The 26527-nt window shown below is 66.8% G+C and carries 23 protein-coding genes and 2 tRNA genes; 13 read left to right on the forward strand and 12 right to left on the reverse strand.

From position 1 onward, the window contains the following. Nucleotides 1–32: 32 nt before the first annotated feature. The 3 genes from TW83_RS00005 to TW83_RS00015 are packed head-to-tail and all read right to left on the reverse strand — an operon-like array spanning nucleotide 33 to nucleotide 3570. Nucleotides 33–1703: a BatA domain-containing protein gene (locus TW83_RS00005; protein ID WP_052714489.1), complete on the reverse strand. Its 1671-nt coding sequence runs from the start codon at nucleotides 1701–1703 to the stop codon at nucleotides 33–35. Then, nucleotides 1703–2566: a DUF58 domain-containing protein gene (locus TW83_RS00010; RefSeq protein WP_045980721.1), complete on the reverse strand. Its 864-nt coding sequence runs from the start codon at nucleotides 2564–2566 to the stop codon at nucleotides 1703–1705. Before TW83_RS00010 ends, TW83_RS00005 begins: the two co-directional genes overlap by 1 nt. Beyond that, nucleotides 2563–3570, reverse strand: coding sequence for a MoxR family ATPase (locus tag TW83_RS00015; RefSeq protein WP_045980722.1), 1008 nt, complete (start codon nucleotides 3568–3570; stop codon nucleotides 2563–2565). Before TW83_RS00015 ends, TW83_RS00010 begins: the two co-directional genes overlap by 4 nt. Nucleotides 3571–3633: 63 nt before the next feature. On the opposite strand from TW83_RS00015, the gene TW83_RS00020 reads away from it, so the two are divergent. The 7 genes from TW83_RS00020 (at nucleotide 3634) to metK (ending at nucleotide 11792) form a co-directional block, all read left to right on the forward strand. Then, a complete protein-coding gene (locus tag TW83_RS00020; RefSeq protein WP_045980723.1) occupies nucleotides 3634–4179 on the forward strand; it encodes a DUF1285 domain-containing protein in 546 nt (181 codons plus the stop codon). After that, on the forward strand, nucleotides 4180–4938 hold the full coding sequence (locus TW83_RS00025; RefSeq protein WP_045980724.1) for a TIM barrel protein: 759 nt from the start codon (nucleotides 4180–4182) through the stop codon (nucleotides 4936–4938). Between the two features lie 218 nt (nucleotides 4939–5156). After that, on the forward strand, nucleotides 5157–6281 hold the full coding sequence (locus tag TW83_RS00030; RefSeq protein WP_045980725.1) for a hypothetical protein: 1125 nt from the start codon (nucleotides 5157–5159) through the stop codon (nucleotides 6279–6281). A gap of 143 nt (nucleotides 6282–6424) precedes the next feature. After that, a complete protein-coding gene (gene typA, locus TW83_RS00035) occupies nucleotides 6425–8245 on the forward strand; it encodes a translational GTPase TypA (protein ID WP_045980726.1) in 1821 nt (606 codons plus the stop codon). Between the two features lie 258 nt (nucleotides 8246–8503). Further along, complete coding sequence (locus TW83_RS00040; RefSeq protein ID WP_045980727.1) at nucleotides 8504–9148, forward strand: TetR-like C-terminal domain-containing protein; 645 nt, start codon at nucleotides 8504–8506, stop codon at nucleotides 9146–9148. A 75-nt stretch (nucleotides 9149–9223) separates the two neighbouring features. Further along, on the forward strand, nucleotides 9224–10609 hold the full coding sequence (gene ahcY / locus TW83_RS00045) for an adenosylhomocysteinase (RefSeq protein WP_045980728.1): 1386 nt from the start codon (nucleotides 9224–9226) through the stop codon (nucleotides 10607–10609). Between the two features lie 4 nt (nucleotides 10610–10613). Beyond that, on the forward strand, nucleotides 10614–11792 hold the full coding sequence (gene metK, locus TW83_RS00050; RefSeq protein ID WP_045980729.1) for a methionine adenosyltransferase: 1179 nt from the start codon (nucleotides 10614–10616) through the stop codon (nucleotides 11790–11792). Nucleotides 11793–11830: 38 nt separating this feature from the next. Here metK and TW83_RS00055 read toward each other — a convergent pair whose 3' ends face one another. Further along, nucleotides 11831–12289: a type II toxin-antitoxin system RatA family toxin gene (locus TW83_RS00055; protein ID WP_045980730.1), complete on the reverse strand. Its 459-nt coding sequence runs from the start codon at nucleotides 12287–12289 to the stop codon at nucleotides 11831–11833. A 71-nt stretch (nucleotides 12290–12360) separates the two neighbouring features. Between TW83_RS00055 and TW83_RS00060 the strand changes: the two genes are divergently transcribed. Beyond that, nucleotides 12361–12540 (forward strand): hypothetical protein, encoded by a 180-nt coding sequence (locus TW83_RS00060; RefSeq protein WP_045980731.1) that lies wholly within the window; start codon nucleotides 12361–12363, stop codon nucleotides 12538–12540. Nucleotides 12541–12677: 137 nt separating this feature from the next. Here the strand turns inward: TW83_RS00060 and TW83_RS00065 are convergent, their stop codons facing one another. Continuing rightward, entirely contained in the window at nucleotides 12678–13514 is an 837-nt protein-coding gene (locus TW83_RS00065; RefSeq protein ID WP_045980732.1) for a neutral zinc metallopeptidase, read from the reverse strand. Between the two features lie 147 nt (nucleotides 13515–13661). Between TW83_RS00065 and TW83_RS00070 the strand changes: the two genes are divergently transcribed. The 4 genes from TW83_RS00070 (at nucleotide 13662) to TW83_RS00085 (ending at nucleotide 18733) form a co-directional block, all read left to right on the forward strand. Continuing rightward, the gene (locus TW83_RS00070; protein WP_045980733.1) at nucleotides 13662–14240 is read left to right on the forward strand and encodes a YqaA family protein; all 579 of its coding nucleotides are present in this window, start codon (nucleotides 13662–13664) and stop codon (nucleotides 14238–14240) included. After that, nucleotides 14237–14704: a disulfide bond formation protein B gene (locus tag TW83_RS00075; protein WP_045980734.1), complete on the forward strand. Its 468-nt coding sequence runs from the start codon at nucleotides 14237–14239 to the stop codon at nucleotides 14702–14704. Before TW83_RS00070 ends, TW83_RS00075 begins: the two co-directional genes overlap by 4 nt. A 169-nt stretch (nucleotides 14705–14873) precedes the next feature. After that, complete coding sequence (gene gyrA, locus TW83_RS00080; RefSeq protein ID WP_045980783.1) at nucleotides 14874–17585, forward strand: DNA gyrase subunit A; 2712 nt, start codon at nucleotides 14874–14876, stop codon at nucleotides 17583–17585. 59 nt (nucleotides 17586–17644) lie between these two features. Then, nucleotides 17645–18733: an AI-2E family transporter gene (locus TW83_RS00085; protein ID WP_084697130.1), complete on the forward strand. Its 1089-nt coding sequence runs from the start codon at nucleotides 17645–17647 to the stop codon at nucleotides 18731–18733. Nucleotides 18734–18775: 42 nt separating this feature from the next. Here TW83_RS00085 and TW83_RS00090 read toward each other — a convergent pair whose 3' ends face one another. From TW83_RS00090 to TW83_RS00105, 4 genes are all read right to left on the reverse strand, one after another. Then, entirely contained in the window at nucleotides 18776–21238 is a 2463-nt protein-coding gene (locus TW83_RS00090) for a DUF3772 domain-containing protein (protein WP_071209454.1), read from the reverse strand. An 8-nt stretch (nucleotides 21239–21246) separates the two neighbouring features. Continuing rightward, complete coding sequence (locus tag TW83_RS00095; RefSeq protein WP_045980735.1) at nucleotides 21247–22278, reverse strand: cysteine synthase A; 1032 nt, start codon at nucleotides 22276–22278, stop codon at nucleotides 21247–21249. Nucleotides 22279–22362: 84 nt separating this feature from the next. Continuing rightward, complete coding sequence (locus tag TW83_RS00100) at nucleotides 22363–23424, reverse strand: NUDIX domain-containing protein (RefSeq protein ID WP_045980736.1); 1062 nt, start codon at nucleotides 23422–23424, stop codon at nucleotides 22363–22365. Further along, nucleotides 23421–24278, reverse strand: coding sequence for a hypothetical protein (locus tag TW83_RS00105; protein ID WP_052714491.1), 858 nt, complete (start codon nucleotides 24276–24278; stop codon nucleotides 23421–23423). The genes TW83_RS00100 and TW83_RS00105 overlap by 4 nt, the downstream gene beginning before the upstream one ends. Before the next feature lie 108 nt (nucleotides 24279–24386). Here TW83_RS00105 and TW83_RS00110 point away from each other — a divergent pair. Next, nucleotides 24387–24476, forward strand: a tRNA-Ser gene (locus TW83_RS00110). Nucleotides 24477–24579: 103 nt separating this feature from the next. Here the strand turns inward: TW83_RS00110 and TW83_RS00115 are convergent. The 3 genes from TW83_RS00115 to TW83_RS00125 form a co-directional block, all read right to left on the reverse strand. Then, a tRNA-Val gene (locus TW83_RS00115) sits at nucleotides 24580–24654 on the reverse strand. A gap of 49 nt (nucleotides 24655–24703) precedes the next feature. After that, entirely contained in the window at nucleotides 24704–25246 is a 543-nt protein-coding gene (locus tag TW83_RS00120; protein WP_045980737.1) for a histidine phosphatase family protein, read from the reverse strand. A 96-nt stretch (nucleotides 25247–25342) separates the two neighbouring features. Next, nucleotides 25343–26410, reverse strand: a complete 1068-nt coding sequence (locus TW83_RS00125) for a site-specific integrase (RefSeq protein WP_045980738.1) — start codon at nucleotides 26408–26410, stop codon at nucleotides 25343–25345. Nucleotides 26411–26527: the final 117 nt, after the last annotated feature.

Below are 26527 nucleotides of genomic sequence, written 5' to 3' on the forward strand. Positions count from 1 at the left end.
AATTCGACCGCGGCTATTCCGAGGTGACGTTTTCAAGGCTGGCGGCACTGACCGGCGCGCGAGAGGCGGGGACGCCCGAACCCGTCCAGCACGGCCTCGGGCGTCCAAAAGGGTTGAGTCAGGTCCTCGGTCGCAGCCTCGGAGGGTGACAGGCGGGCGGTAGCGACAAGGCGCTCCATCATCTGCGGGAACAGGCCCGACAGCGGCAGGTTCGACCATTCGGCATTGGCCGTCACATGGACCAGCACGACCTGCCCCTGGCCAAGCCGGTCGCGGGTGATCAGCGGCGTGTTGTCGGACAGCGACGCGATCGTGCGCCCCGCCAGATCGGGCGCGGGCTGGGCCATCAGCTGCGCGCGGACGGACACATCATCCGGCACGGGCAGGCCCGCAAAGGGACCGTCATCGGGGAACGGCGCGAGCCCGCGCGGGTCGCCCCAGGACAGCGCACCGCCGATGTCGCGCCCGCCTTGGCGCAGCGCCACGGGCAGCAGCGGTTCTTCGGCCAGGCGGTCGTAACCGGCCATGCGCGGCCCCGCAAAGCGGATCAGCAGCCCACCTTCGGCCACCCATTGAGTCAGGTCCAGCGTCTCGGCCAGCTGCACCTGATCTGCCAGCACGATCACGTCGGGCGCGGTGTCCAGGACATCGCCCAAGGCGCCTTCGACCAAGTCGGTCGTGGGGGCCAGCGCCTGGCGCAGGTAGTGGGTTTGGGCCAACAGCTGCTGGCCTTCGGCCAGCGGATCGCCAACCAGGGCCACCTTGCGGCGGCGCACGCGGTCATCCGCCAGAACGACCGCGCCGGCATGGGTCTCGGCCTCGATCTGAAAGCGAGTGATCCGGTTGCGCAGTTCGGGCGGCAGGTCGATGGCCACGGGGCGGACGGTCAACCCGTCGGCATCCGTCGCGTCGCCGGGCGTGAGGCTGGCCAGCGCACGCTCGATCCCCTGCGGATCGGGGCCGATGGCCTGGATCGCCGGGGCGGCATCATCGACCGAGGTCAGCGTCAGCGACGGCGTGTCGCCCGCAGCCAGCGCCAGCGTCCGCAGCGGACGCGCGGGCGGCACGACCGTCACCGTGCCGCGATCCGCCAGGGCCGCCAGCCAAGCCGCGCGGTTCGGATGATCGGTCCCGTCCGCGATCCACAGCGTCGACAGCGACCCCTCCGGCGCATCGGCCAGCGTGGCGCCCGGATCGTCGGGCAGACGCGTCGACCAGGGTTGCGGCTGCGCCGCGCGCAGGCCGGACAGCAGGGCATCGGCGGGCTGGAACGCCAGTGCGCCCTGACCCCGTCCGTCGGCCATCAGCAATGCCGCGGGCCGACCCGCGGCGGCGGCATCCGTCAGGGCGGTTTCGACGCGTGTCTGGCGGGCCGCCCAATCGGGCGCGGCGGCAAAGCCTGCATCCATCACGATCAGCAATGGCCCGTCGGCCGCGGGCTGCACCACGGGGCGCCAGACGGGCCCCGCAAAGGCCAGGATCGCCGCCGCCACCGCCGCCAAACGGATCAGCAGCAGCCACCATGGCGTGCGGCTGGCGATGGGCGCGCGATCGACAAGCCCTGCCAACAGGGCGACGCCCGGAAAGATCACCCGCCGCGGCGCGGGCGGCATGGCGCGCAGGATCACCCACAAGACCGGCAGCGCGATCAGCGCGCCCAGCAGCCATGGCGCGGCGAAACCCAAGGGCCCCAGCAGCAGCATCAGCGCGCCCCCTGCCCCAGTGCCTGCCACAGCCAGTTCAGCGCCTGTGCGGGGTCGGCGTCCGTCAGATGCGTGCCGAACTGCCAGCCTGCCCGCCGCGCCTGCCCCTCCAGCCAGGCCTGTCGTTCGGCCAGCCGGGCCAGATAGGCCGCGCGCAGCCCGCCGGCATCGCGGCTGTCATGCCGCAGGCTGCCAGAGCGGAACTCGACCGCGCCGTCATAGGGGAAATGCGCCTCGTGCGGGTCCAGGATCTGGAACAGCAGGCCCGACAGGCCCAGGCCCGCCGCCTGCCCCAGCAGGTCCGCAACCCAGCCCGGATCGGTCAGGAAATCCGACAGGATCACCACCCGCAGGTTCGGTCGCAGGGCGTGGGCCGGGGCGGCATCCTCGGCGGCGGTACCCGTGGCCAGCTGTTCTGCCAGGCGGTCGGCCTGGATGCGGCCGGCCCGTGCGGGTTGGCCCAGCAGACCGACCTTTTCCCCCCCGCGCAGCATCAGCATGCCAAGCGCCAGCGTCAGGATCTGACCGCGTTCGGCCTTGGTCGGGCGGTCGGCCCCGCCGGTGAAATCCATGCCGGGCGCGCGCGACAGCCACAGGGCGGCGGATTGCGCCGTCTGCGCCTCGCGGTCGCGCACGAACTGGCTGTCCGACCGGCCGGACCGCCGCCAGTCGATGCTGCGCGCCCCGTCGCCCGCGCCCGCGGGGCGGTACTGCCAGAAATCCTCTCCGGGACCGGCGCGGCGCAGGCCATGGGCGCCCGGGGCTACCATCGCGGCCAGCCGTTCGGCCGACAGGATCAGGCCGGGCAGATGCCCGGCGACCCCTTCGGCCCGCGCGCGCAGATCGGTGGGCGTCACGCTCATGCGGCGCGACGGGTGCCGATGCGGTCGTCCAGCAGGCGGCCGATCACCGCGTCGACCGTCTCTCCGCGTGCCCGGGCAGCGAAGGACAGCGCCATGCGGTGCCGCAGCACGGGCGCCGCCATCGCGGCCACGTCGTCCAGCGTCGGCGCATAGCGGCCGTTCAGCACGGCACGCGCGCGGCTGACCAGCATCAGCGCCTGCGCGGCGCGCGGACCCGGCCCCCAGGTCAGCGCATCGGTGACGAAGGACGCGGCCTCGGGTGCGCCGGGGCGGGCGGCGCGGACAAGGTCCAGGATCGCCTCGACCACGGTCTCTCCCACGGGCATCTGGCGGATCAGGCGCTGTGCCGCGATCAGCTGGTCAGGGGTGAAGGCCGCGTGCGGGGTGTCATCCTCCAGCCCCGTGGTGGCGATCAGGATCTGGCGTTCGGTGTCGCGGTCCGGGTAATCGACGTCGATCTGCAGCAGGAACCGGTCCAGCTGCGCCTCGGGCAGCGGATAGGTGCCCTCCTGCTCGATCGGGTTCTGGGTGGCCAGGACGTGGAACGGACGGCCCAGGGGGCGGTGCTGGCCGCTGATGGTGACCTCGCGCTCCTGCATGGCCTGCAGCAGGGCGGATTGGGTACGGGGGCTGGCGCGGTTGATTTCGTCGGCCATCAGCAGCTGGGTGAAGACCGGCCCCTCGATGAAGCGGAACGCCCGGCTTCCGTCGGGCCGCGCGTCCAGGACCTCGGACCCCAGGATGTCGGCGGGCATCAGGTCGGGCGTGAACTGGATGCGGGCACTGTCCAGGCCCAGGACCGTCGACAGCGTGTCGACCAGCATGGTCTTGCCCAGGCCCGGCTGCCCGATCAGCAGCGCGTGACCCCCGGACAGGATCGATGCAAGTACCTGTTCGACCACCTCGTGCTGGCCCACGAAACGGCGTTCGACGCTGGCGCGGGCATCCGACAGGCGGGCGGCCAGGGCCTGGACCTCTTGCACCAGAAATTCGTCCGACGTCATGACATTGCCCCCGCGCTGGTTTAAGGAAAGCATAGGCAGTCCAGACACAGGCGACCAGATCGAATGGCGGAAAACGGTGACAAAAGCGTGAACCCCGACGGGCTGGCCCAGGCCGCGGCGATCGCGGCCAAGGACGGGCCTGCGCCCGTGCATCTGTGGAACCCGCCCTATTGCGGAGAGATGGACCTGACCATCTGCGCGGACGGCACTTGGCTGCACGAAGGCACGCCCATCGGACGCCCCGCGATGGTGCGACTGTTCGCCAGCATCCTGAAGCGTGAGGGCGACCGATTTTACCTGGTCTCTCCGGTCGAGAAGATCGGCATCCGGGTCGAGGATGCGCCCTTTCTGGTCACCGATGCCGACATCGCTCAGGACGCGATCACCTTCGTCACCAACATGGGCGAACGGGTGACGGCGGGCCCGGATCACGCAATCATCATCCGCGGCACGGCCGAGGTTCCGCGGCCCTATGTCCATGTGCGCGGCGGGCTGGAGGCGCTGATCGACCGCAAGACCTTCTACCGTCTGGCGGCCGCGGCCGATCCCGGGCCCGACGGGCGCGCGGCGGTGCGGTCCGGCGGACAGTCCTTCGCGCTGGAGCCCTGAATGCCGCAGTTCGCAGCCAATCTGACGACGCTGTTCACCGAACTGCAGATGATCGACCGCTTTGCCGCCGCGGCCGAGGCCGGGTTCACCGGGGTCGAGATCCTGTTCCCCTATGACATCGCGGCGCAGGACCTCTATCGCGCGTCGGTCAAGACGGCGCTGCCGATCGTGCTTATCAACGCGCCGCCGCCGAACTGGGCCGGCGGGCCACGCGGGTTTGCCGCCGTTCCGGGGCTGGAGGATCGCTTTCGTCGCGATTTCGAACGCAGCCTGCGCGTGGCGCAGGCGCTGCGCGCGCGTCACATCCACATCATGGCCGGTCGCGCCGAGGGTGCTCAGGCGCTGGAGACCCTTGTCGCGAACCTGTCCTGGGCCGCGGACCGCGCCCCCCATGCCAGCCTGACGATCGAACCCGTGAACGACACCGACATGCCGGGCTATTTTCTGACCGATTACGGCATGGCCATCGACGTCATCGACCGCATCGCCGCGCCGAACCTTGGGCTGCAGCTGGACACCTATCATGCGCAGGTCATCACGGGCGACATGCAGGCCTGCTGGCGCAAGGTCGCCCCGCTGGTGCGCCACATCCAGATCGCGGGCCATCCCGGCCGGAACGAGCCTGACGTCGGCACCCTGGATTATCCCGCCCTGTTCGCGGAGTTGGACGACTGGGGGTACCGTGGCTGGGTATCGGCGGAATACGCCCCCGTCCGAACCACCCAGTCCGGATTGGGCTGGCTGCACGCCGCCGGTTGAACCCGCGCAACATCCGGTCGGATTTTCCTGTGCAACAGGGAACTTGCGCGCAGCGTGGTCCGTTTGCTGACAGATGCGTCGCCGTGTCGCGCCCCAGGGCGCGGCAGACGCCCAAAGCAAAGGGAAAATGCCATGAACTCGATCATCTACATTGTCGGCCTGGTTGTCGTCGTCCTGTTCGTCCTGTCGTTCCTCGGCCTGCGTTGAGGGTTAACAGCATGAACGAAAACCTTGAAGCAGCCGGCACCGGCTCGCGCCCCCATGTCGACTGGGCATCCATCCTTGCCGGTGCGGCCATCGCCGCGGGCGCCTCGGTTGTCTTCACGGGCTTCACGGCTGCCATCGGCCTTGGTTCCGTCTCGGCAGAGCCGGGCGAAGGTCTGGGCACGTTCGCCCTGATCTTGGTCGGCCTGTTCGCCTTCGCGTCCATGGTGGCCGTCTATGGTCTGGGTGGATACGTGTCGGGGCGGATGCGCCGTCGCACCCATTCCGGTGAGGACCAAACGGATGCACGTGACGGCATCCATGGCCTGACCGTTTGGGCGATCGGCATGATCCTGACGGGCATCCTGGCTGCAGGCGCGGTCTCCAGCGGCGTTCGCGCGGCCGGCAACGCAGCTTCGACCGCGGTCGAGGCTGCGGGTTCCGCCGTGGGTGGTGCCGTTCAGGGCGCCGGCCAGTTGGCCGGCGGCGTCGTCGGTGGCGTTGGCCAGATCGCTGGCGGTGCGGTCAGTGGCGTCGGTCAGCTGGCTGGCGGTGCGATCTCGGGCGCCGGTGAGGCCGCTGGTGGTCAGGACATGGGCGGCAATCCGCTGGACTATGTGACCGACCGTCTGCTGCGCAGCGAGGCTGCGGCACCGGATCAGTTCTCGAACGAGGCGATCCGCAACGAGGTCACCGGCATCCTGGGCACCGTGCTGCGCACGGGCGAGGTGGCCGATGACGATCTTGACTATCTGCGCGACGCGCTTGCCGCCCGTACTGACCTGACCCCGGCCCAGATCGACGCCCGCGTCGAGGAAGCCGTGACCCAGGCCCAGGACCTGCGTGCCGAAGCCGAAGCCCGCATCGAAGAAGCGCGGACTCAGGCCGAGGAAGCCGTGGCCGCTGCCGAACAGCGCGCCCAGGAACTGCAGGCGCAGGCCGAACAGCAGCTGCAGGAGGCACAGGATGCCGCCATCGCCGCTGCCGAATCCGCCCGCCGCGGTGCGGTGTGGAGCGCGCTGTTCCTGGCCGTGTCGTCGCTGGTTGCCGGTCTGGCTGCCTGGATGGGCGCCATCAAGGGCGGTTCGGACCGCGATGCCGGTCGCGTCTGGGGCGGCCTGTCGCGTCGCCGCACCTGACGGGACGTCTCCGTCCGACGCGACGGAACTGTGACAAGCATGGCCCCCGACCCCCCCGTGTCGGGGGCCACACGCATTTGCGGGCTGGCATTCGCGGCCCTTATCGGCTAGGGCAGCCGCGAAACCTACAGATTAAGGCCGTCATGGATATCCGCAACATCGCCATCATCGCTCACGTCGACCACGGCAAAACCACCTTGGTGGACCAGCTGCTGCGTCAGTCGGGGTCCTTCCGCGACAACCAGGCCGTCGCGGAACGCGCGATGGACAGCAACGACATCGAACGTGAACGCGGCATCACCATTCTGGCCAAGGCAACCTCGGTCGAATGGAAGGGCACGCGCATCAACATCGTCGACACGCCCGGCCACGCCGATTTCGGCGGCGAGGTCGAACGCATCCTGTCGATGGTGGACGGCGTCTGCCTGCTGGTTGACGCGGCCGAAGGCCCGATGCCCCAGACCAAGTTCGTGACCTCAAAGGCACTGGCCCTGGGCCTGCGCCCGATCGTCGTGCTGAACAAGGTCGACAAGCCCGCAGCCGAGCCCGACGAGACGCTGAACGATGTGTTCGACCTGTTCGCCAACCTGGGCGCCAGCGACGAGCAGCTGGACTTTCCGCATGTCTATGCCTCGGGCATCGGCGGTTGGGCCGACGCGACGCTGGACGGCGAGCGCAAGAACATGGACGCGCTGTTCGACCTGATCCTGAAGCACGTGCAGCCGCCCAAGCAGATCACCCGCGCGGACGAGCCGTTCCAGATGCTGGCGACCACGCTTGGCGCCGACGCCTTCCTGGGCCGTCTGCTGACCGGTCGCGTCGAGGCGGGAACCGCCAGGGCCGGCGATACGCTCAAGGCGCTGTCGCGCGACGGCGAGCGGCTGGAGCAGTTCCGCATCAGCAAGATCATGGCGTTCCGCGGCCTGACCCAGACTCCGATCGACGTGGCCGAGGCCGGTGACATCGTGACGATCGCGGGCATGGCCAAGGCCACCGTGGCCGACACGCTGTGCCACCCGGACGTGATGGAGGCCCTGCCCTCGCAGCCGATCGATCCCCCGACCATCAGCGTCACCTTCGGCATCAACGACAGCCCGCTGGCCGGCAAGGACGGCAAGAAGGTCCAGAGCCGCGTGATCCGCGAGCGCCTGATGAAGGAAGCCGAGATCAACGTCGCCATCAAGGTCGAGGACACCCCCGGCGGCGAGGCTTTCGTCGTCTCGGGTCGCGGCGAACTGCAGATGGGCGTCCTGATCGAGAACATGCGCCGCGAAGGGTTCGAGCTGTCGATCAGCCGCCCGCGCGTGATCTACAAGGAAGAGGACGGCCAGCGCCTGGAGCCGATCGAGGAAGTCATCATCGACGTTGATGATGAATACACCGGCGTGGTGATCGAGAAGCTGACCGGCGACCGCAAGGGCGACCTGGTCGAGATGCGTCCTGCCGGCGTCGGCAAGACGCGCATTGTGGCCCATGTCCCCTCGCGTGGCCTGATCGGCTATCAGGGCGAGTTCATGACCGATACGCGCGGCAACGGCGTGCTGAACCGCATCTTCCACGGTTGGGCGCCGCACAAGGGTGCCATCCAGGGCCGTCGCCAGGGCGTGCTGATCAGCATGGAGAACGGCGTGTCCGTGTCCTATGCGCTGTGGAAGCTGGAAGATCGCGGCAAGTTCTTCATCGGCGCGCAGGAAGAGCTGTATCAGGGCATGATCATCGGCGAACACAGCCGGGACAACGACCTTGAGGTGAACCCGCTTAAGGGCAAGCAGCTGACCAACGTCCGTGCCTCCGGCACCGACGAGGCCGTCCGCCTGACGCCCCCGGTCCGCCAGTCGCTGGAAGAGGCGATCGCCTATATCAACGACGACGAACTGGTCGAGGTCACGCCAAAGAACATCCGCCTGCGCAAGCGGCACCTGGATCCGCACGAACGCAAGCGCGTCGCACGGTCCGGCGCCTGATACGCATCCACCGCAAGGTTGCTGAAATCACAGGTCCGCGTGCCCCCCCGGCACGCGGACCTGTCCATTTAGATATGTCGCCAAGGCGACACTTCGTGCTATGATTGTCTTATCCGAATTGCGCACCCGTTTAAGATGCACAAATTTGGTTGCTACACAGATTCCACGGCTGCTTTTCTGGGGCATTCTGGCCCTAAATCACATTCAAGTCATCTGTTTTCGTTTGGCCCACCCCGCAACGGATCGGATTGCATCGTGATGAAACACCTGTCGGAACGCCGTGACCCCAGGGGTCTGCACGACCGCGCCATCAGTGCCGCGATGACGCTTGTCCTGGACCAACGCCGCCAGCCCCCCACGATTGCCGATATCGCCGAAGCCGTCGACGAACCCGTCGAACGGGTCCGTGCCTTGTTCACCGACGAACGCGCCCTGCTGGTGGCCAGCGTCGAACAGGCGCTGGTCGTGCTGATCGACAGCTGCACCCGCGCGGTGGTCCGCGTCGATCCCGACGACCCCGTCGCGCAGTTCCTGAGCCTGGGCGACACCTATCTGGATTGGGCCTGCCGCTATCCCGCGCAGTTTAGGCTGCTGCAGGACTGCGATCTGACCAACGCGCGGCACGAACCCATCCTGCGGCGCTATACCGACAGCATCGCCGATCTGACGCTGCGCATGCTGGCGCGGGCCCGCGATACCGGTCGCCTGCACCCGCGCGAGGATATTGCGATGCTGGCCCTGTCCGCGCGTTGCTATGTGGTGGGGCTTGCGCGGCTGGTTCTGGACGGTCGCCTAAAGGATTGGACCGAGGAGCGCGATTCCCTGACCACCGCCAAGCATCTGACGCATGATTTCGTGCATCGCATGGCGCGCAGCAGCCAGCCCCATATGGCCGGCATGTGACGGATTAGCCCCTTTCGGACCCATGGTGCTTGCGGTATCCCGGTTGCAACCTGTGAATGACCGAAGAGAGCAGCCGTGACCGATTACATCATCAAGGACATTGCGCTGGCCGAATACGGCCGCAAGGAACTGGACATCGCCGAGACGGAAATGCCCGGCCTGATGGCGCTGCGTTCCGAATACGGCGAGGCCAAGCCGCTGGCGGGTGCCCGGATCGTCGGCAGCCTGCACATGACCATCCAGACCGCCGTCCTGATCGAGACGCTGACCCAACTGGGCGCGGATGTCCGTTGGGCGTCCTGCAACATCTACTCGACCCAGGATCACGCCGCTGCCGCCATCGCCGCCGCGGGCGTTCCGGTCTTTGCCATCAAGGGGCAGAGCCTGGCCGAGCATTGGGATTACCTTGATCGCTCGTTCCAGTTCCCCGAGGGCCCGAACCTGATCCTGGATGATGGCGGCGATGCGACGCTGTACATCCTGCTGGGTGCCCGCGCCGAGGCCGGCGAGGACGTGATCCCCGTGCCGCAGTCGGACGAGGAAACCGTCATCAAGGCGCAGATCGCCAAGCGTCTGGCGCAGTCGCCCGGCTGGTTCACCAAGATGCGCGACCAGATCGTCGGCGTGTCCGAGGAGACGACAACCGGCGTCCACCGCCTGTACGATCTGCAGAAGAACGGCCAGCTGCCCTTCCCCGCGATCAACGTGAACGACAGCGTGACCAAGTCGAAATTCGACAACAAGTACGGCTGCAAGGAATCGCTGGTCGACGGCATCCGCCGTGCTACCGACGTGATGATGGCGGGCAAGGTCGCCGTCGTCTGCGGCTATGGCGACGTCGGCAAGGGCTCGGCGGCGTCGCTGCAGGGCGCCGGCGCCCGCGTGAAGGTGACCGAGGTCGATCCGATCTGCGCGCTGCAGGCCGCGATGGACGGGTTCGAGGTCGTGACCCTGGAGGATGTGGCCGACAGCGCCGACATCTTCATCACCACCACCGGCAACCGCGACGTGATCCGGCTGGAGCACATGCGCGCCATGAAGGACATGGCGATCGTCGGCAACATCGGCCATTTCGACAACGAGATTCAGGTCGCGGCGCTGCGCAACCACAAATGGACCAATATCAAGGACCAGGTGGACATGATCGAGATGCCTTCGGGCAACCGCATCATCCTGCTGTCGCAGGGGCGCCTGTTGAACTTGGGCAATGCCACGGGCCACCCGTCTTTCGTGATGTCGGCCAGCTTCACCAACCAGGTGCTGGCGCAGATCGAGCTGTGGACCAAGGGCGACGACTACAAGCCCGGCGTCTACATCCTGCCCAAGGCGCTGGACGAAAAGGTCGCGCGGCTGCACTTGGACAAGATCGGTGCGAAGCTTTCCGTGCTGTCGTCCGAACAGGCCGCCTATATCGGCGTGACGCCGGAAGGCCCCTTCAAATCCGACCATTACCGGTATTGATGTCATGACAGAATATTCGACCTTCACCTCGGAATCCGTGTCCGAGGGCCATCCCGACAAGATCGCCGACCAGATTTCGGACGCGATCCTGGACGCCATCCTGGCCGAGGACGCGCGCGCCCGCGTGGCGTGCGAGACCATGGTAAAAACCGGCGTCGCCATCATCTCGGGAGAGATCACCACCAGCGCCTGGGTGGATCTGGAATCGATCGTGCGCGGGGTGATCACCGACATCGGCTATAATTCGTCGGATGTGGGGTTTGACGGGGCCACCTGTTCGGTCATCAACATCATCGGCAAGCAGTCGCCCGAGATCAACCAAGGCGTCGACCGCGCCAGCCTTGAGGAGCAGGGCGCAGGCGACCAGGGCCTGATGTTCGGCTATGCCAGCGACGAAACCGACGTGCTGATGCCCGCCGCGATCACCTATGCCCATCGCCTGGTCGAACGCCAGGCGGCGGTGCGGCGCGACGGCACCCTGCCTTGGCTGCGCCCGGATGCCAAATCGCAGCTGACGCTGCGCTATGACGCCGACGGCCGCCCCGAGGGGATCGACGCGGTTGTGCTGTCCACCCAGCACAACCCCGAGATCAGCCTGGCCGACCTGCGCGAGGCGGTGATCGAGGAGATCATCCGCCCGGTCCTGCCCGCGGAATGGCTGTCGGACGCGACCAAGTTCTTCATCAACCCCACCGGCAAGTTTGTCATCGGCGGTCCCGTCGGCGATTGCGGCCTGACCGGGCGCAAGATCATCGTCGACAGCTATGGCGGCATGGCCCGTCATGGCGGCGGCGCGTTTTCAGGCAAGGATCCGTCCAAGGTCGACCGCTCGGCGGCCTATGCCGGCCGTTGGGTTGCCAAGAACATCGTGGCGGCCGGTCTGGCCAAGCGCTGCGAGATCCAGGTCAGCTATGCGATCGGCGTGGCCGAGCCCACCTCGATCAGCCTGAACTGCTTCGGGACCGAAACCGTGCCGGTCGGCCGGATCGTGGCGGCCGTGCGCGAGGTATTCGACCTGCGCCCGTTCGCGATCATCCGCGAACTGGACCTGCTGCATCCGATCTATCGCCCGACGGCCAGCTATGGTCATTTCGGTCGCGAACCCTATGCGTTGAACGGGGCGACCGCGTTCAGCTGGGAACGCACCGACAAGGCGGAAGCGCTGAAAGCGGCGCTGAGCTGAACGACGAAGGCCGCCCCGCCGGGCGGCCTTTTTCCTTGTCATCCATACAGCTTGCGGGCTCGATCCTCGAAAGCGCGGACGATGCGGGACATCGCCTCGTGGAAGACGACGCCGATCAGGCGTTGCAGGATCGCGTTCTTGAATTCGAAATCGACGAAGAACTCGACATGACAGCCCCCTTCCGGGCGATCCTTGAAGGACCAGCCGCTGCGCATGTACTTGAACGGGCCGTCCAGATATTCCGTGTCGATCTTCCAGACGCCGTCCTGTTCGGGCCACAGGACGACCCGGCTTCCAAAGCGTTCCCGAAAGACCTTGAAGCTGATGACCAGATCGGCGGCGATCTCCTCCGCGCCATCGGGGCGGGTGGTGCGCGTCCGGATGCGGGCCGCACTGTTCCAGGGCAGGAAATGCGGATAGCTTTCGATATCGGCCACCAGATCGTACATCTGGCGGGCACTGTAGGGAAGGTTGCGGCTGTCGCGGTGGTTCGGCACGGGCTATCGCTCTTGAGTTTCGTCGCGGCGTCTGTTTCGATTCGGCACCGATTTAACAGGCAGGACGCGCGATGAACATGATATGGCTGCTGCGTGCGGCAAAATGGGCGCGCAACCCTCCCAGTGCCAAGATGGTCAAGCTGGTGATCGCCGTGATCGCGATCGGGCTTGCGCTGCTGGCGCTGGAAAAGCTGGGCTGGTGGCCGGGCTGGGCCACGCAGGACCAGCGACCGCACCGCCTGCCCCGCTGACGGTCAGTCGCGATCGCGAATGGCGACCGGACGGGGCTTGGGCGCACCCAGGGCCAAGGTGATGGCGAAAGCGGTCAGAAGGCCCGCGAAAGTTAGGATCAGGGTCATCATTTCCTCCGGTCTGTCGAGCGTCGGGGTCACAGGGCCCCGGCACCGAACGTGTCACACTGTCTCATGTCGCCCGAGTCGAACCCGCGCATCAGCCATTCCTGACGCTGCGCCGCGCTGCCGTGGGTGAAGCTGTCGGGCATGGGGGTCCGGCCCGCACTGGCCTGGATCACGTCATCGCCGACGGCCTCTGCTGCGCGCATCGCCTCGTCCAGATCGCCAACGTCCAGGGTGCCGAAACGTTCCTGCGCCTGGCGCGCCCAGATGCCGGCATAGCAGTCGGCCTGCAGTTCGGTCGCAACGGACAATTGGTTGGCCTGCGTTTCCGATAGGCCCGGCTGCTGCGCGGCGCCAAGGGTGCCGGTCAGGTTCTGGACGTGATGCCCCACCTCGTGCGCGATGACATAGGCTGCGGCGAAATCTCCCCCCGCGCCCATGCGATCCGCCATCATGTCGAAGAAGTCGGTGTCCAGATAGACGCGCTGATCGCCGGGGCAGTAGAACGGACCCATGGCCGACGACGCACCACCGCAGGCCGATTGCACCACGCCGCTGAACAGGACCAGGGTCGGGTCTTGATAGGCGACGCCCGCCTGCTGCTGCAGCACGGGTTGCCAGACCTCTTCGGTGTCGGCCAGAACCACGCTGACGAATTCGCCCCATTCCTGGTCGCGCTGGCTCAGTTCGGTGGGCTGCCCGCCGCCCTGATCCAGGCCCTGGACCAGCGGCGTCACGTCGATCCCGAAGAAATAGCCGACCGCCAGCACCACCAGCGTGCCCGCCACGCCCAATCCGCCGACCCCGGCACGGCCCATGCCCCGCCGATCCTCGACATTTCCGCTGCCCCGTCGTCCGCGCCATTGCATGCCTTGGTCCCCCTGCTGGCTGTCGCCCCGAACGCCCCGCCCCGCCGGGGGTTCCCGCCAACCATCACAGCGCCGCGACCGGCGTGCAAGGCGCTTGACGCGACGGCCCTGCGGGGGGATGCACGGGGCACGGACAAAGGGGCGGACATGCTGCGCAGGCTATACGACTGGACCATGGGGCTGGCGTCGCATCGCCACGCGAACGCGTCGCTGTTCACGGTCAGCTTCATCGAAAGTTCGGTCTTTCCGATCCCGCCCGACGTGCTGATGATCCCGATGGTGCTGGCGCAGCGGGCGCGGGCCTGGGCCATTGCCTTCATCGCCACGGCGGGGTCGGTTCTGGGCGCGCTGCTGGGATACGCGATCGGCGCGGTCCTGATGGACAGCGTCGGCATGTGGGTTCTGACCATGTACGGCAAGGAGGCCGCGTTCGACGACCTGGCCGCGCGCTTTGCCGAGTTCGGCGGTTGGGCCGTGCTGGTCGCGGCGCTGACGCCCTTTCCCTTCAAGGTCATCACCATCTTTTCCGGCGCCGTGGGCTTTTCGTTGCCCCTGTTCGTGCTGACCAGCATTATCGGCCGCGCAGGGCGGTTCTATGTCGTGGCCGGGCTGCTGTGGCGGTTCGGGCCGCCGATTCGCGATTTCATCGAACGTCGGCTTGGGCTGATGTTCTCCATCTTCATGGCCTGCCTGATAGGCGGCTTTGCGACGGTGAGGTATCTGTGACGGGCATCAGGCTTTCCCTTCTGGCGGGCGCGGGGTCCGCGCTGCTGCTGATCGCGGCGCTTGGCTTCCAGGCGGCGGGCTATGCCCCGTGCGAGCTGTGCATCCTGCAGCGCTGGCCGCATGTGGCGGCGGCTGGCATCGCGGCGCTGATCTGGCTGACCGGCCGGGTGCGGGCGCTGGCGGTTCTGGGGATGATCGCGGCGGGTGCGGCGATGGGGCTTGCGATCTATCACGTCGGGGTCGAGATGACGTGGTGGGCCGGACCGGCGCATTGTTCGGGCGGCGTGGGCGATCTGTCGCGGATGACCACGCAGGACCTGATGGCCCGCCTGCAATCCGCCCCCGTGGTCCGCTGCGACGAGATCGCGTGGCAGTTCATGGGCGTGTCGATGGCGGGCTGGAACGCGATCCTGTCGGCGGGTCTGGCGGGCCTGTGGGCAGTGGCCGCGCGCAAGGGCGCCTGAGACCCCCGCAAGGCGTGATTTCCTGACCTTGGAGGCGGGGCGCGATTGCCCCCTGCGGCAGGCTCGGCTATACCGAACCCCAACTAGATGTTGAGGAATACCCGTGGCCGACACCCCAGAAGACGATCTGCCCGAAACCCCCGAAGACGGTGCCGCGGGCCGCGTCGTGATGCATCACGACGGCCCCATGATCGACATCAGCGCCGAGATGCGGACCTCGTATCTGGACTATGCCATGTCGGTGATCGTCAGCCGGGCGATCCCCGACCTGCGCGACGGCCTGAAGCCGGTTCACCGCCGCATCCTCTATGCGATGGACGAAAGCGGCAACACCGCCGATAAGCCCTATCGCAAGTCCGCGCGGTCCGTGGGCGACGTGATGGGCAAGTATCACCCTCATGGCGACAGCGCGATCTATGACGCGCTGGTGCGGATGGCGCAGACGTTCTCGATGTCGCTGCCACTGCTGGACGGCCAGGGCAACTTCGGGTCGATGGACGGCGATCCGGCCGCGGCCATGCGCTATACCGAAGTACGGATGGACAAGCCCGCCAACTTCCTGCTGATGGACATCGACAAGGACACCGTCGATTTCCAGGACAACTATGACGGCAAGGACCGCGAGCCGACCGTCCTTCCGGCGCGGTTCCCGAACATGCTGGTCAACGGCGCGGGCGGCATCGCCGTCGGCATGGCGACCAACATCCCGCCGCACAACCTGGGCGAGGTCATCGACGCCACGCTGGAGCTGATCGCCGATCCCGACCTGCCCACCGAGCGCCTGCTGGAGATCATCCCGGGCCCCGACTTTCCCACGGGCGCCACGATCCTGGGCCGGTCCGGGGCGCGCAAGGCCTATCTGGAAGGTCGCGGCAGCGTCATGATCCGTGCCAAGACCCATATCGAGGAACCGCGCAAGGACCGCTTTGCCATCGTCATCGACGAGATCCCGTATCAGGTGAACAAATCGACCCTGATCGAGCGGATCGCCGAACTGGCCAAGGAGAAGAAGGTCGAGGGCATCGCCACCGTCCAGGACGAATCCGACCGCCACGGCGTGCGCGTCGTGGTCGAACTGAAGCGTGATGCGACCCCCGACGTGGTGCTGAACCAGCTGTTCCGCTTTACCCAGCTGCAGACGACTTTTGGCTGCAACATGCTGGCGCTGAACGGCGGCAAGCCCGAACAGTTGGCGCTGCGCGACTTCCTGACCTACTTCATCAGCTTCCGCGAGGAGGTCGTCGCCCGCCGCACCGCCTACGAGCTGCGCCGCGCACGCGAACGCAGCCATGTGCTGTGCGGCCTGGCCGTCGCGGTCAGCAATGTTGACGAGGTCGTGGCCACCATCCGCGGCAGCGCCGATGCCGCCGAGGCCCGCGAGAAGCTGATGGAGCGGCGCTGGCCCGCCCATGACATCGTCGAATACCTGCGCCTGATCGACGATCCGCTGCATCCGGTGAACGAGGACGGGACCTACAACCTGTCGGAGACGCAGGCCCGTGCCATCCTGGAGCTGCGCCTGCAGCGTCTGACCCAGCTGGGCGTCAAGGAGATCACGGACGAACTGCAGTTGCTGGCCGACAGCATCCGCGATTATCTGGCCATCTTGGCGTCGCGCGAACGGATCATGGCGATCATCGCGGACGAGCTGCGCGAGGTCCGCAATCTGTTCGCCGTGCCGCGCCGCACCGAGATCGTCGACTGGTCCGGCGACATGATGGACGAGGACCTGATCGAGCGCGAGGACATGGTCGTCACCATCACCTCTGGCGGCTACATCAAGCGGACCGCGCTGGCCGAATTCCGCGCGCAGCGGCGCGGCGGCAAGGGTCTGTCCAGCATGGCCACCAAGGAAGACGACGTGGTCACCACGCTGTTCGTGGCCAACACCCATACCGAGCTGCTGTTCTTCACGACCGACGGCATGGTCTATCGGATGAAGACCTGGCGCCTGCCGCTGGCGGGCCGCACCTCCAAGGGCAAGGCGATGGTCAACATCCTGCCCATCGGCGCGGGCGTCAGCATCGCGGCGCTGCTGCCGATGGATGCGCCGGAGACGGAATGGGACAACTATCAGGTGGTCTTTGCCACGGATGACGGCGACGTGCGTCGCAACGCGCTGTCCGATTTCGGCAGCGTGCGCGCGAACGGCAAGATCGCGATGAAGCTGCCGGAGGGCGTCACGCTGGTGAACGTGCGGATGGCGACCGAGCAGGACGACGTGATGCTGGTGACCGCGCAGGGCCGCGCGATCCGCTTTCCGACCACGGCGGTGCGGGTCTTCAAGGGCCGCGATTCCACCGGCGTCAGGGGCATCCGTCTGGCCGAGGGCGACAAGGTCGTCAGCATGTCGGTCATCCGCCATTTCGAGGCGGACCCGTCCGAACGCGTGGCCTATCTGAAGATGCGCCGTGCGGTTGCCGGTGCGTTGGACGACGGCGCCGAAGCGGACGAGGATGACGACACCCCCGAGGGCACCGTCACCCAGGAACGCTACATTGAGATGTCGGCGGCCGAGGATCTGATCCTGACCATCACCGCCAAGGGATCGGGCAAGATCAGCAGCAGCCACGACTATCCGGTCCGTGGCCGTGGGGGCCAGGGCGTGATGGCCATGGACCGCGCCATGCGGGGCGGCCCGCTGGTCGCCAGCTTCCCGGTCGAAAGCTTTGACCAGATCATGCTGGCGACATCGACCGGACAGTCGATCCGGGTTCCGGTGCAGGGCATCAGCTTCCGCTCGCGCAGCGCGGGCGGGGTGCGGGTCTTCAACACAGCCGCCGGAGAGGTCGTCGTCTCGGTCGCGCGGATTGCCGAACAGGGCGACGCGGTCGACCTGGACGAGGGCGATCCCGGCCAGACCGCGCCCGCGCAGGACTGACATCATCGACCCGACCCCGGCCGCCGGGGTCGGGTTTTTCCGATCCGCAGGGGCGTCATTTGGACCATTCGAACGAGACCGTGCTGAGAGAGCGCCTGCAGACCGGGTTTCTGGGGCTGATCGCATTCTCGCTGCTGATGTTCATGCTGGTACAGGCCAAGTTCATCCTGATCTCTCTGGCGATCGCGATCATCCTGTTCTCGCTGACGTCGGATGCGATTCATGCCATCTCGACCCGGCTTCGGGTGCCGAACTGGTTGGCAACCACGCTGGCGCTGATCGGGATCGCGCTTGGGCTGCTGTGGGTGTCGACCACCATCGTCGCGCAGGTGAACGAGGTGGTGTTCCTGGCGATCAGCTATGCCGAACGGGCGCAGGCCGCCCTGCCCGCCCTGACCGAGCGTCTTGGCCCCGAGGCACAGGAACGCATCATCACGGCGCTGACCAACTTCAACATCACCGGCTGGATCCGGTCGTTGGCGGGACAGGCCTCCGGGCTGCTGTCGGGCAGCGTGCTGGTGATCCTGTTCGTCGGATTCATGTTCGCCGAACAGGTGTGGTTCCCGCTGAAGATCGAGCGTCTGGCCAACGACGCGGACCATGCGCGCCAGATCCGCCGCATCATCGCGTCGATCATGCACCGCGTGAACCGCTATCTGGTGGTCAAGACCGGGGTCAGCGCGGTCACGGCCTCGATCGTCTGGCTGATCTTCTGGACGATGGGGCTGGAGCTGGCCACTGCGGTGGCCCTGCTGACCTTCGTCCTGAACTTCATCCCGTCGGTCGGGTCGATCATCGCGACGCTGATCGCGGTCCTTCTGGCCTTCGTGCTGACCGGCGATCCGACGGCCACGGTGATCGTGGGCGTGCTGTGCGCGGTCACGCAGTTCCTGATCGGAAACATCATCGATCCAATGCTGCTGGGCCAGACGCTGCGGCTGTCCAGTTTCGGCATCATCCTGTCGCTTGCCTTCTGGGGGGCGATCTGGGGGGTGCCGGGGATGTTCCTGGCGGTTCCGATCATGGTCGCGCTGATGATCATCTGCGCCCATATCCCCTGGCTGCGGGGCGTCGCCGTGATGCTGTCGCGCGAAGGGTTGCCCGATGACGGTGACAACGACGTCCAATCCGACCGGATGGCGGCCTGATCCGGGACATGCGGCGCCTGGCCCCATGCCCCGGAGGCTCGATCAGCGGCTGTCACCGTCGTCCGGCAGGCCCGGCGCCTCATCGGCATCATCGCGGGTCAGTTCGGGGCTGACGGTCGTGGGTGCCGTCAGGGCACCCGGCTGCGCGTTTCGCGCTGCCGGCCCGTGCGATTGACCGGGCAGCGCCTCGGGGTTGCGCAACCAGATGTCGCGTTGTGCGAAGGGGATCTCGATTCTCTCTGCGCCAAAGCGCTGGACGATGGAATGCAGCAGCTCCGACGTCACGCCCAGCCCCGTGCCGACATCCGCCAGGATCGCACGGATCTCGAAGTTGAGGGCATCGGCCCCCAAGCCACGGAACAGGACCGCCGGTGCCGGGTCGATGGAGACCAACGGGTGATCCTCGACGATCTCGCGCAGGACATTCTCGACCTTCTTCGTATCGCTGCCATAGGCAACGCCGACGGGGATGATGATCCGGCCGACCTTGTTGTGACGCGTCCAGTTGGTCACCGGCTGGCTGATCAGGTCGCTGTTCGGGACAATCACCTCGGTCTTGTCGAAGGTCTCGACCAAGGTGGCGCGGACCGAGATCTTCTTGACGATGCCCTGCTGGCCGCCGGCGCTGATCCAGTCGCCGACGCTGACCGGACGCTCGATCAGCAGGATGATCCCGCTGACGAAGTTCGACACGATGTTCTGCAGGCCGAAACCGATACCGACCGATAGCGCACCCGCGACGATCGCAAAGGACGACATGTCGATCCCGGCCGAGGTGATGGCCAACAGCGCCGCCAGGAAGATCCCGACATAGCCCAGGCCCGACACCACGGCATTCTGCCCGCCCGCATCCAGCCGCGTCTTGGGCAGGATCGAGGTGCGCAGCATCCCCTGCACCCCGCGCGTCAGCGCATAGCCGATGGCGAAGATGATCAGGAAGGTCAGGATCGCACCCGGCGACAGGTTCACCCCGCCCAGGCTGATGCCCTGGCGGAACCGGACCCAGTATTCGGCAAGCTCGGCGCCGGACGACCCCCAGATGATCAGGAAGATCGGGATCGACGCCAGGACCAGGCCGAACCCGGTCAGCAGCGGGGCCAGCCCCTCGCGTGCGCCTTCGGCCCCGCGCTGCATCATGTTGAACAGGTCGGCGGTGAAGTCCTGCAGCAGGATCAGCAGCCCCACCAGCGCCAGCGAGAACAGCCACGGCCAGACCAGAAGATTGCCGAGGTTGACGAAACCGGCCGCCGTCAGCAGCACCGCGATCGGCGCGATGATGCGCGTCAGGCGACCCGCCCAGGCCGCGATCCAGTGGCGATAGGACAGGTCCTGCGTCACGGCATCGCGCGTCAGCCGCCGCAGGATGTTGCCAAGCCGGAACATTGCCAGCGCGGCCAGCACGATCAGCACCAGGTGCCAGACGCCGGCCGACGCCTCTCCGAACTGGACGGGGACGCGGCCGACCTGCGCCTCGCCCTGTTCATAAAGGCCCGACAGCGGCAGCATGGCGCGCGACAGGATGTGGTGGATGGCCATCAGCAGAGCCAGCGTCTGAACCATGCGACCTGCCGAGACGCGGGCCTCCTCGGTCATCTGCAGCGAGGTATAGGCGATGGCGGTGCGCGGGAACAGCGCACGGGCCATCCAGATCCCGCCGAACAGGATCACCGCCGCCACCGGCAGAGCGTTCAGGAACGGCGTCGTCCAGGGTCCGGGCAGACCGGTGGCCTGGATGGCGCTGATGCCCAGATAGACACCTGCCATCGGCACGGCGATCTGGCCCAGGGACACGACGAACGCCAGCACGGCCTTGGAATATTCGGACGCCCGGCTGGACAGGCGGGTGGGCAGCGCCACGATCCATGCCCGGCCATAGGTCAGGATCAGCAGCGCCGCGATCAGGTATCCCGCGACATAGGGAAGCCGGGGACGCAGGTCGGCCCAGATTTCGGGCGTCGCGTCCTGGCCCGACACCTCTCCTCCGACACCCTCCAGCAGCGCAAGGCCGTCCGTCGCCGCCGCGGCCCACGATGCGGGCAGCACCGGAGACGGCGTCTGCTTGGCCAGTTCCAGCGCCTGACGTTGCCGCACGATCTCGTCGATCTGGCCGATGATGGAGTTTGCACGGCTGGTGGCCTCGGTCGCGGCGATGCGGGGGGCCTGGGCGGTGGACAGCTGCTGGTTCAGCTCGGTCCGTCGGTTGGCGACCTCCTCGTCCTCGGTCGCACCTTCTGCGGGCGCGGGGCCAAGGGCCTCGATCTGGTTGCGCAGGGTGGCGATGCGGTCGCCGTTGGCGTTCTGACCCTCCTGCAGCCGATCCCGCCAGTCGACGATCCGCGCCCGCGTGCGGGCCAGCTCCTCGTTGGTGGCCTGGGGGTTCGCGGTCAGCGACTCGGCGCGTTCGGCGACCTGGTTCCAGGTGTCATAGTTTACGGATTGGGCGATGGCGGGCGCGGCTGTCAGGGCCAGCAGCGCCACCAGGAACGTTGCAATCAGATGTCGCATGAAACCTTTCAGTCTTCGTATACCTGCGGCAGATCCGGCGCCGGACGGGTCAGCCATTCCGGTACGGGAAGGCCCTTGGCGCGCAGAAAGTCGGGGTTGAACAGCTTTGTCTGATAGCGGGTTCCGTAATCGCACAGGATGGTGACGATCGTATGGCCCGGCCCCATCTCGCGCGCCATGCGGATGGCGCCCGCGATGTTGATGCCGGACGATCCGCCCAGGCACAGCCCCTCGTCCTTCAGCAGGTCGAAGACGATGGGCAGCGCTTCCTCGTCGGGGATGCGCCAGCTGTAATCGGGGGTGAACCCCTCCAGGTTGGCCGTGATGCGGCCTTGGCCGATGCCTTCGGTGATCGAACTGCCGGGGCTGTCGAACTCTCCGGTGGTGTAGAACGAATGCAGGGCCGCGCCTTCGGGATCGGCAAGGCCGATCTTGACGCCCTTGGGCTGCAGCGCGTCCGCGACGCCCGCCAGCGTGCCGCCGGAGCCCACCGCGCAGATGAACCCGTCGACCTTGCCGTCGGTCTGGTCCCAGATCTCGGGTCCGGTCGTCTCGACATGGGCCTGGCGGTTGGCCACGTTGTCGAACTGGTTGGCCCAGATGGCCCCGTTCGGCTCGGTGCGCGCCAGCGCCTCGGCCAGACGGCCGGAATATCGGACATAGTTGTTGGGGTTCTTGTAGGGGGCGGCCGGAACCTCGACCAGGGTCGCGCCGGCCAGCCGCAGCATGTCCTTCTTTTCCTGGCTTTGGGTCTCGGGGATGACGATCACCGACTTGAACCCCATCGATGCGCCGACCAGCGCCAGGCCGATGCCGGTATTGCCGGCCGTCCCCTCGACGATGGTGCCGCCGGGGCGCAGCGCGCCGCGCGCGACCGCATCCTTGATGATGTACAGCGCCGCGCGGTCCTTGACCGACTGGCCGGGGTTCATGAATTCGGCCTTGCCGAGGATCTCGCAGCCGGTCTCCTCGCTGGCGCGTTTCAGGCGGATCAACGGGGTGTTGCCGATCGCGTCGGCCAGATCAGAATGGATTCGCATGGCGATCGACCCTTTGTTCACAGGTGCAGGACTTTCCATTTACCTATACGCCCCCGGGTTGGAGGGGCAACCCCGCCCTGCCCCTCAGACCTGCGCCCGCAGCCGGTCCCGCCGCGCGTCCAGCCACAGGGACAGGGTGGCCAGCGGCCCATTGGCGATCTGTCCCGCATCCACCAGCGCGGACAGCGTTTCGCGGTCCATCAGGTGGCCGCAAATATCCTCCGCCTCTGAATCCAGCCCGTAGACACCGGCGCAGCCGTCCGGCAAGTCCGCGATGCCGACATAGTGATACAGAAACTCGCACAGCGCGCCGGGGCTGGGATAGGTGTTGAAGGCCGGGATCAGCCGCGTGACTTGCAGCCCCGCTTCCTCCTGCGCCTCGCGCAGGATCGCGGCCTCGGGGGTCTCACCGGCGTCCACGCGACCCGCGACCGGCTCCAGCAGCCATGGCTGCGGATCGCCGCGAAGGGCGGGGGCCATGCGGAACTGCTCGATCACCAGAACACGGTCGCGGACAGGGTCCCAAGGCAGCATGACGGCAGCATCGCCCGACAGGAACGCCTCGCGGGTCATGGGGGCGGTCTCGCCGCCCTGATGCAGGGCATGGGTCAGCACCTGCCGCTCGACCCCGAAGAACCCCAGGAACGGCTGACTGCGCTGCTGAACGCGCAACGCATCGGCCGGACGCTGCGGGACGTTTCCCTGCCCCGACGGCGCCGATGCGCGGGCGCGCAGCCGGCTGCCCGCCCAGATCCCCATCATCGGCAGCCGCCATGCCAGCAGGTCTGCCCCGGTCCCTTCGGGTGCCTGCAGGATCTGGACTGCGATTTCGGCGGCGATCGCGTCACGGTCGACGATCGGCGCGTGATCCGCGGCGGGTCCGGGTCCGATGCCCATGACCTGCATCCCGCCCACCTCCTGCACCGTCAGGCCCATCACCGCGGCATAGCGATCCAGCTGCGGCGTCGGCTGTATGGCCAACCCCGGGACCGACCCCGGCGCAGGCAGCAGCGCGGGCCAGCCGTCAAGCACGACCCCCGCCCGGTGGCCGCCGGTCAGGACACCCGGTACCTCGACGGGCGTTCCGTCAAGGCCCAGCACCGCGCGCAGCTGCGGCTGCGCCAATGCGCCGACGACGACGATCAAAGCTGCTGTCCCTGACCGCGAAGCGCCGCGGCCATGCCCATGTCATACGAGGTCTGTCCGAAAACCCGGTCGAACCCCGCAAACAGCAGCTGCGACAGCGCCTGCCCCTCGGCCGATGCGGCGTGCTGGGCATAATCCGCAAGTTCGGCGTCGCTCAGCGGGCCATAGGCCAGCATCAGGAAACCCTGCAGCCAGACCGTCGCCTCCGCCTCGATCTGGTCGCGCTGCGCCCAGGCATCGGCCATCAGCTGCTGTTGATCCGGGGCCATGTCGAACCCGCCCCCTTCGGCATAGCCGCGGGAAAAGGCGATGGCCGCGTTCAGGCCACCCGCGACATTGGGTGCGATCAGGTCTGCCCCGTCGATCAACTGGACGATCTGTTCCGCACGCGGATTACCGTTGCGCAGGGCGCGCGCAAAGTCCGCCCGTGCCTGATCCTCCACCCCGTCCTCCAGCAGGGCGCGCCGCGCGGACCCTTCCAGGCGGATGACCCGCTGGCCCAGGCCAGACCCGTGAAAGGCCAGTGCCCGATCCACCAGCTGCGGGTCCATGCGCGCGGCGGCGTCGCGGACGCCTGCCCGGAACAGCGCCTCCATCCGCGGGGTGTCGTGGATTCGCGCGACGACACGGGCCCATGGCAGGCCGCCCCCGGCGATCAGCCCCTCACCCTCCATCCGGGCGGCCTCGGTCACGGCCTCCTCCTGCAGGATCGGCATCAGCGCGGCTAGGTCCAGGGTGCGCCACATGCGGTCGGCCGGGTCCTGCTGCATCTGCACCAGATGGATGTCCGCAGGCGGCGGCACTGCAGGTACAGGAGGTGCCAGAACGGCAAGCAATCCCAGAATGGTCAGCATGTCCCGCACCTTTCGCGAAAAATTTCGACGGTCGAGATTTTTTCGTCCAAACCCTCTTGCGCTTCAACCCCCACCCCTCTAATTCCGCGACACCACACCAAGAAGCGCGGAGAGGTGCCGGAGTGGTCGAACGGGGCGGTCTCGAAAACCGTTGAGCCTGCAAGGGTTCCGTGGGTTCGAATCCCACCCTCTCCGCCATTTTCCATCAGTTCCGTTTCGATGGCCAATGTGGCATTTTTCAACAGAATAGTGCCAATGTCCCATTTTGGGGCCATGCTGTCGTGATGTCGGAAATGATGCATGGTGGCCCGTGAGAGATTCGAACTCCCGACCGGCCCGGTGTAAACGGGACGCTCTACCACTGAGCTAACGGGCCAAGCTCGCCGCGCATAAAACCGATTTGGGTACCGCTTGGCAAGGGCGGATCAGACATCATCCACGTGGCGCATGACGGTTTCCGCACCGTTGCGGATCATGTGGATTCCACCTTGGTGAATCACCCCCTGGGCCAGATGTGCGGGGGCTTGGCCCAAGGCAAGGCATCGCAGCATGCGCAGGGTGATGCCATGGGTCACGACCAGCGTGGGGCCGGTCAGGTTCATCAGGAATGCCCGGCACCGTACCTCCAGTGCGGCGAACCCTTCGCCGCCCGGGCAGCGGTCGTACCACGCCAAGTCGCCACCTCGGAACAGGTCGGGATGGCTGCGGCGCAGATCACGCTCCAGGTGCCCCACAAATTCACCCACGCAGATTTCGGAGAGGCGCGCATCATGCCGGAACCTGTCGCCGAACACGATCCGCGCCGTCTGGTCGGCCCGTCCAAGCGGGCTGGAGACGCGAAAGCCGTCGATCCCGCGCGTCAGATGCGCCAGCCATCCGGCCTGACGTATCCCACGGTCGGACAAGGGGGAATTGCCGCGGCCCTGCAGGCGGCCTTCGACGTTCCACAGCGTCTCGCCATGGCGCATCAGATACAGATCGGGAAGTGGAGCGGGTGAAGGGAATCGAACCCTCGTCGTAAGCTTGGGAAGCCCGATGTCATTCTCTTGCGACATTGTTTCTTATTACCTTTTTCTGCCGCTTCGGGAATTTCTTCGGGATTCGGTCCCGCCGAGGACACTGTAGCCGTCTAGCGCCTCGGCCAGATCTTGGTCCAGTACATGGGCATATCGCGTCGTCGTTGTCACGTCGGCGTGGCCGAGGAGGCGGCTGACCAGTTTCAGGTTCCCGGTCTGCCGCAGCAGCCGCGTCGCAAACGTGTGGCGTAGGTCATGGAACCGGAAATCCCGTATCTCTGCCGCTGCAAGAGCTTCTCGAAAGTCCTGCATCATCCCGCCGCTGCCGACGATACGCTTGCGCGGCCGATCCTTCCGCAACTGGTCCTCGTAGGTGAAAACATAGTCACGGTGATCCGGCAACGTGGCTCGCGGCAGCGCCGACAGCAGCGCCGCGACCTCCCGGCTGAGCGGGAACCGCATTTGCTTGCCGCCTTTCACCCGGAAGAGAATGCGGCGTTCGTGGTGGTCGATGTCTGCCCATTTCAGATCACACACCGTCGCCAAGCGTGCACCGGTCAGCAGGGCGAATGTCACGAACGGCTTGAGGTCCGATCTTAGATGCTCGAAGAGGCGTGCCTGCTCGGCTTGCGTCAGTTCCCGGACCCTCTCGTCAGGCTCGGCGCTCTCTGCGCGCCGAAGATCGATGTTCGGCATTTCGGCGCCGTGCACCCGTGCCATGTGGCGAAATGCGCGCCCAAGGAGCTGTAGCTGGCGATTGACCGTTGCGTTCGCGGCTACCGCGCGCCGGCGTGCGACGAACTTCATGATGTCGGCATTGGTGATGTCGGCCATTGCCGCCTTCCCGTCCATCACACTAAGGATCATCGCGCTCTGGCTGCGCGCCGTGCTGGCACTAGACTGGTGCTGGCAAATGTCCGTCCAGTATGTTCCGAGCGCTTGGGACAGGGTGAAGCGTTTTGTGATCTCGGGCGCAGCACGCGCCTTAACGCGTTCGGCGGCCTCTACTGCTTTCGCTTCCTCGTAGTCATCCGTGCCGCAACTGCCGTGAAATCGACGACCCCGGATTTGGAAGTCGAAGTGCCAGAAGCGCGAGCCTTTCGGGCGGTAGGGCATTGCTGGACGCGGTCCTCGATGAATGTGGTGAGATCGTCCGGGCGGTACCTGATCGTGCCGCTGGAGATCATGACGTATGGGAGACCTCTATTCCGAAGCCGCTGTAATGTCTTTTGG

The organism is Paracoccus sp. S4493, assembly GCF_000967735.1.
Classification (GTDB): domain Bacteria; phylum Pseudomonadota; class Alphaproteobacteria; order Rhodobacterales; family Rhodobacteraceae; genus Paracoccus; species Paracoccus marcusii.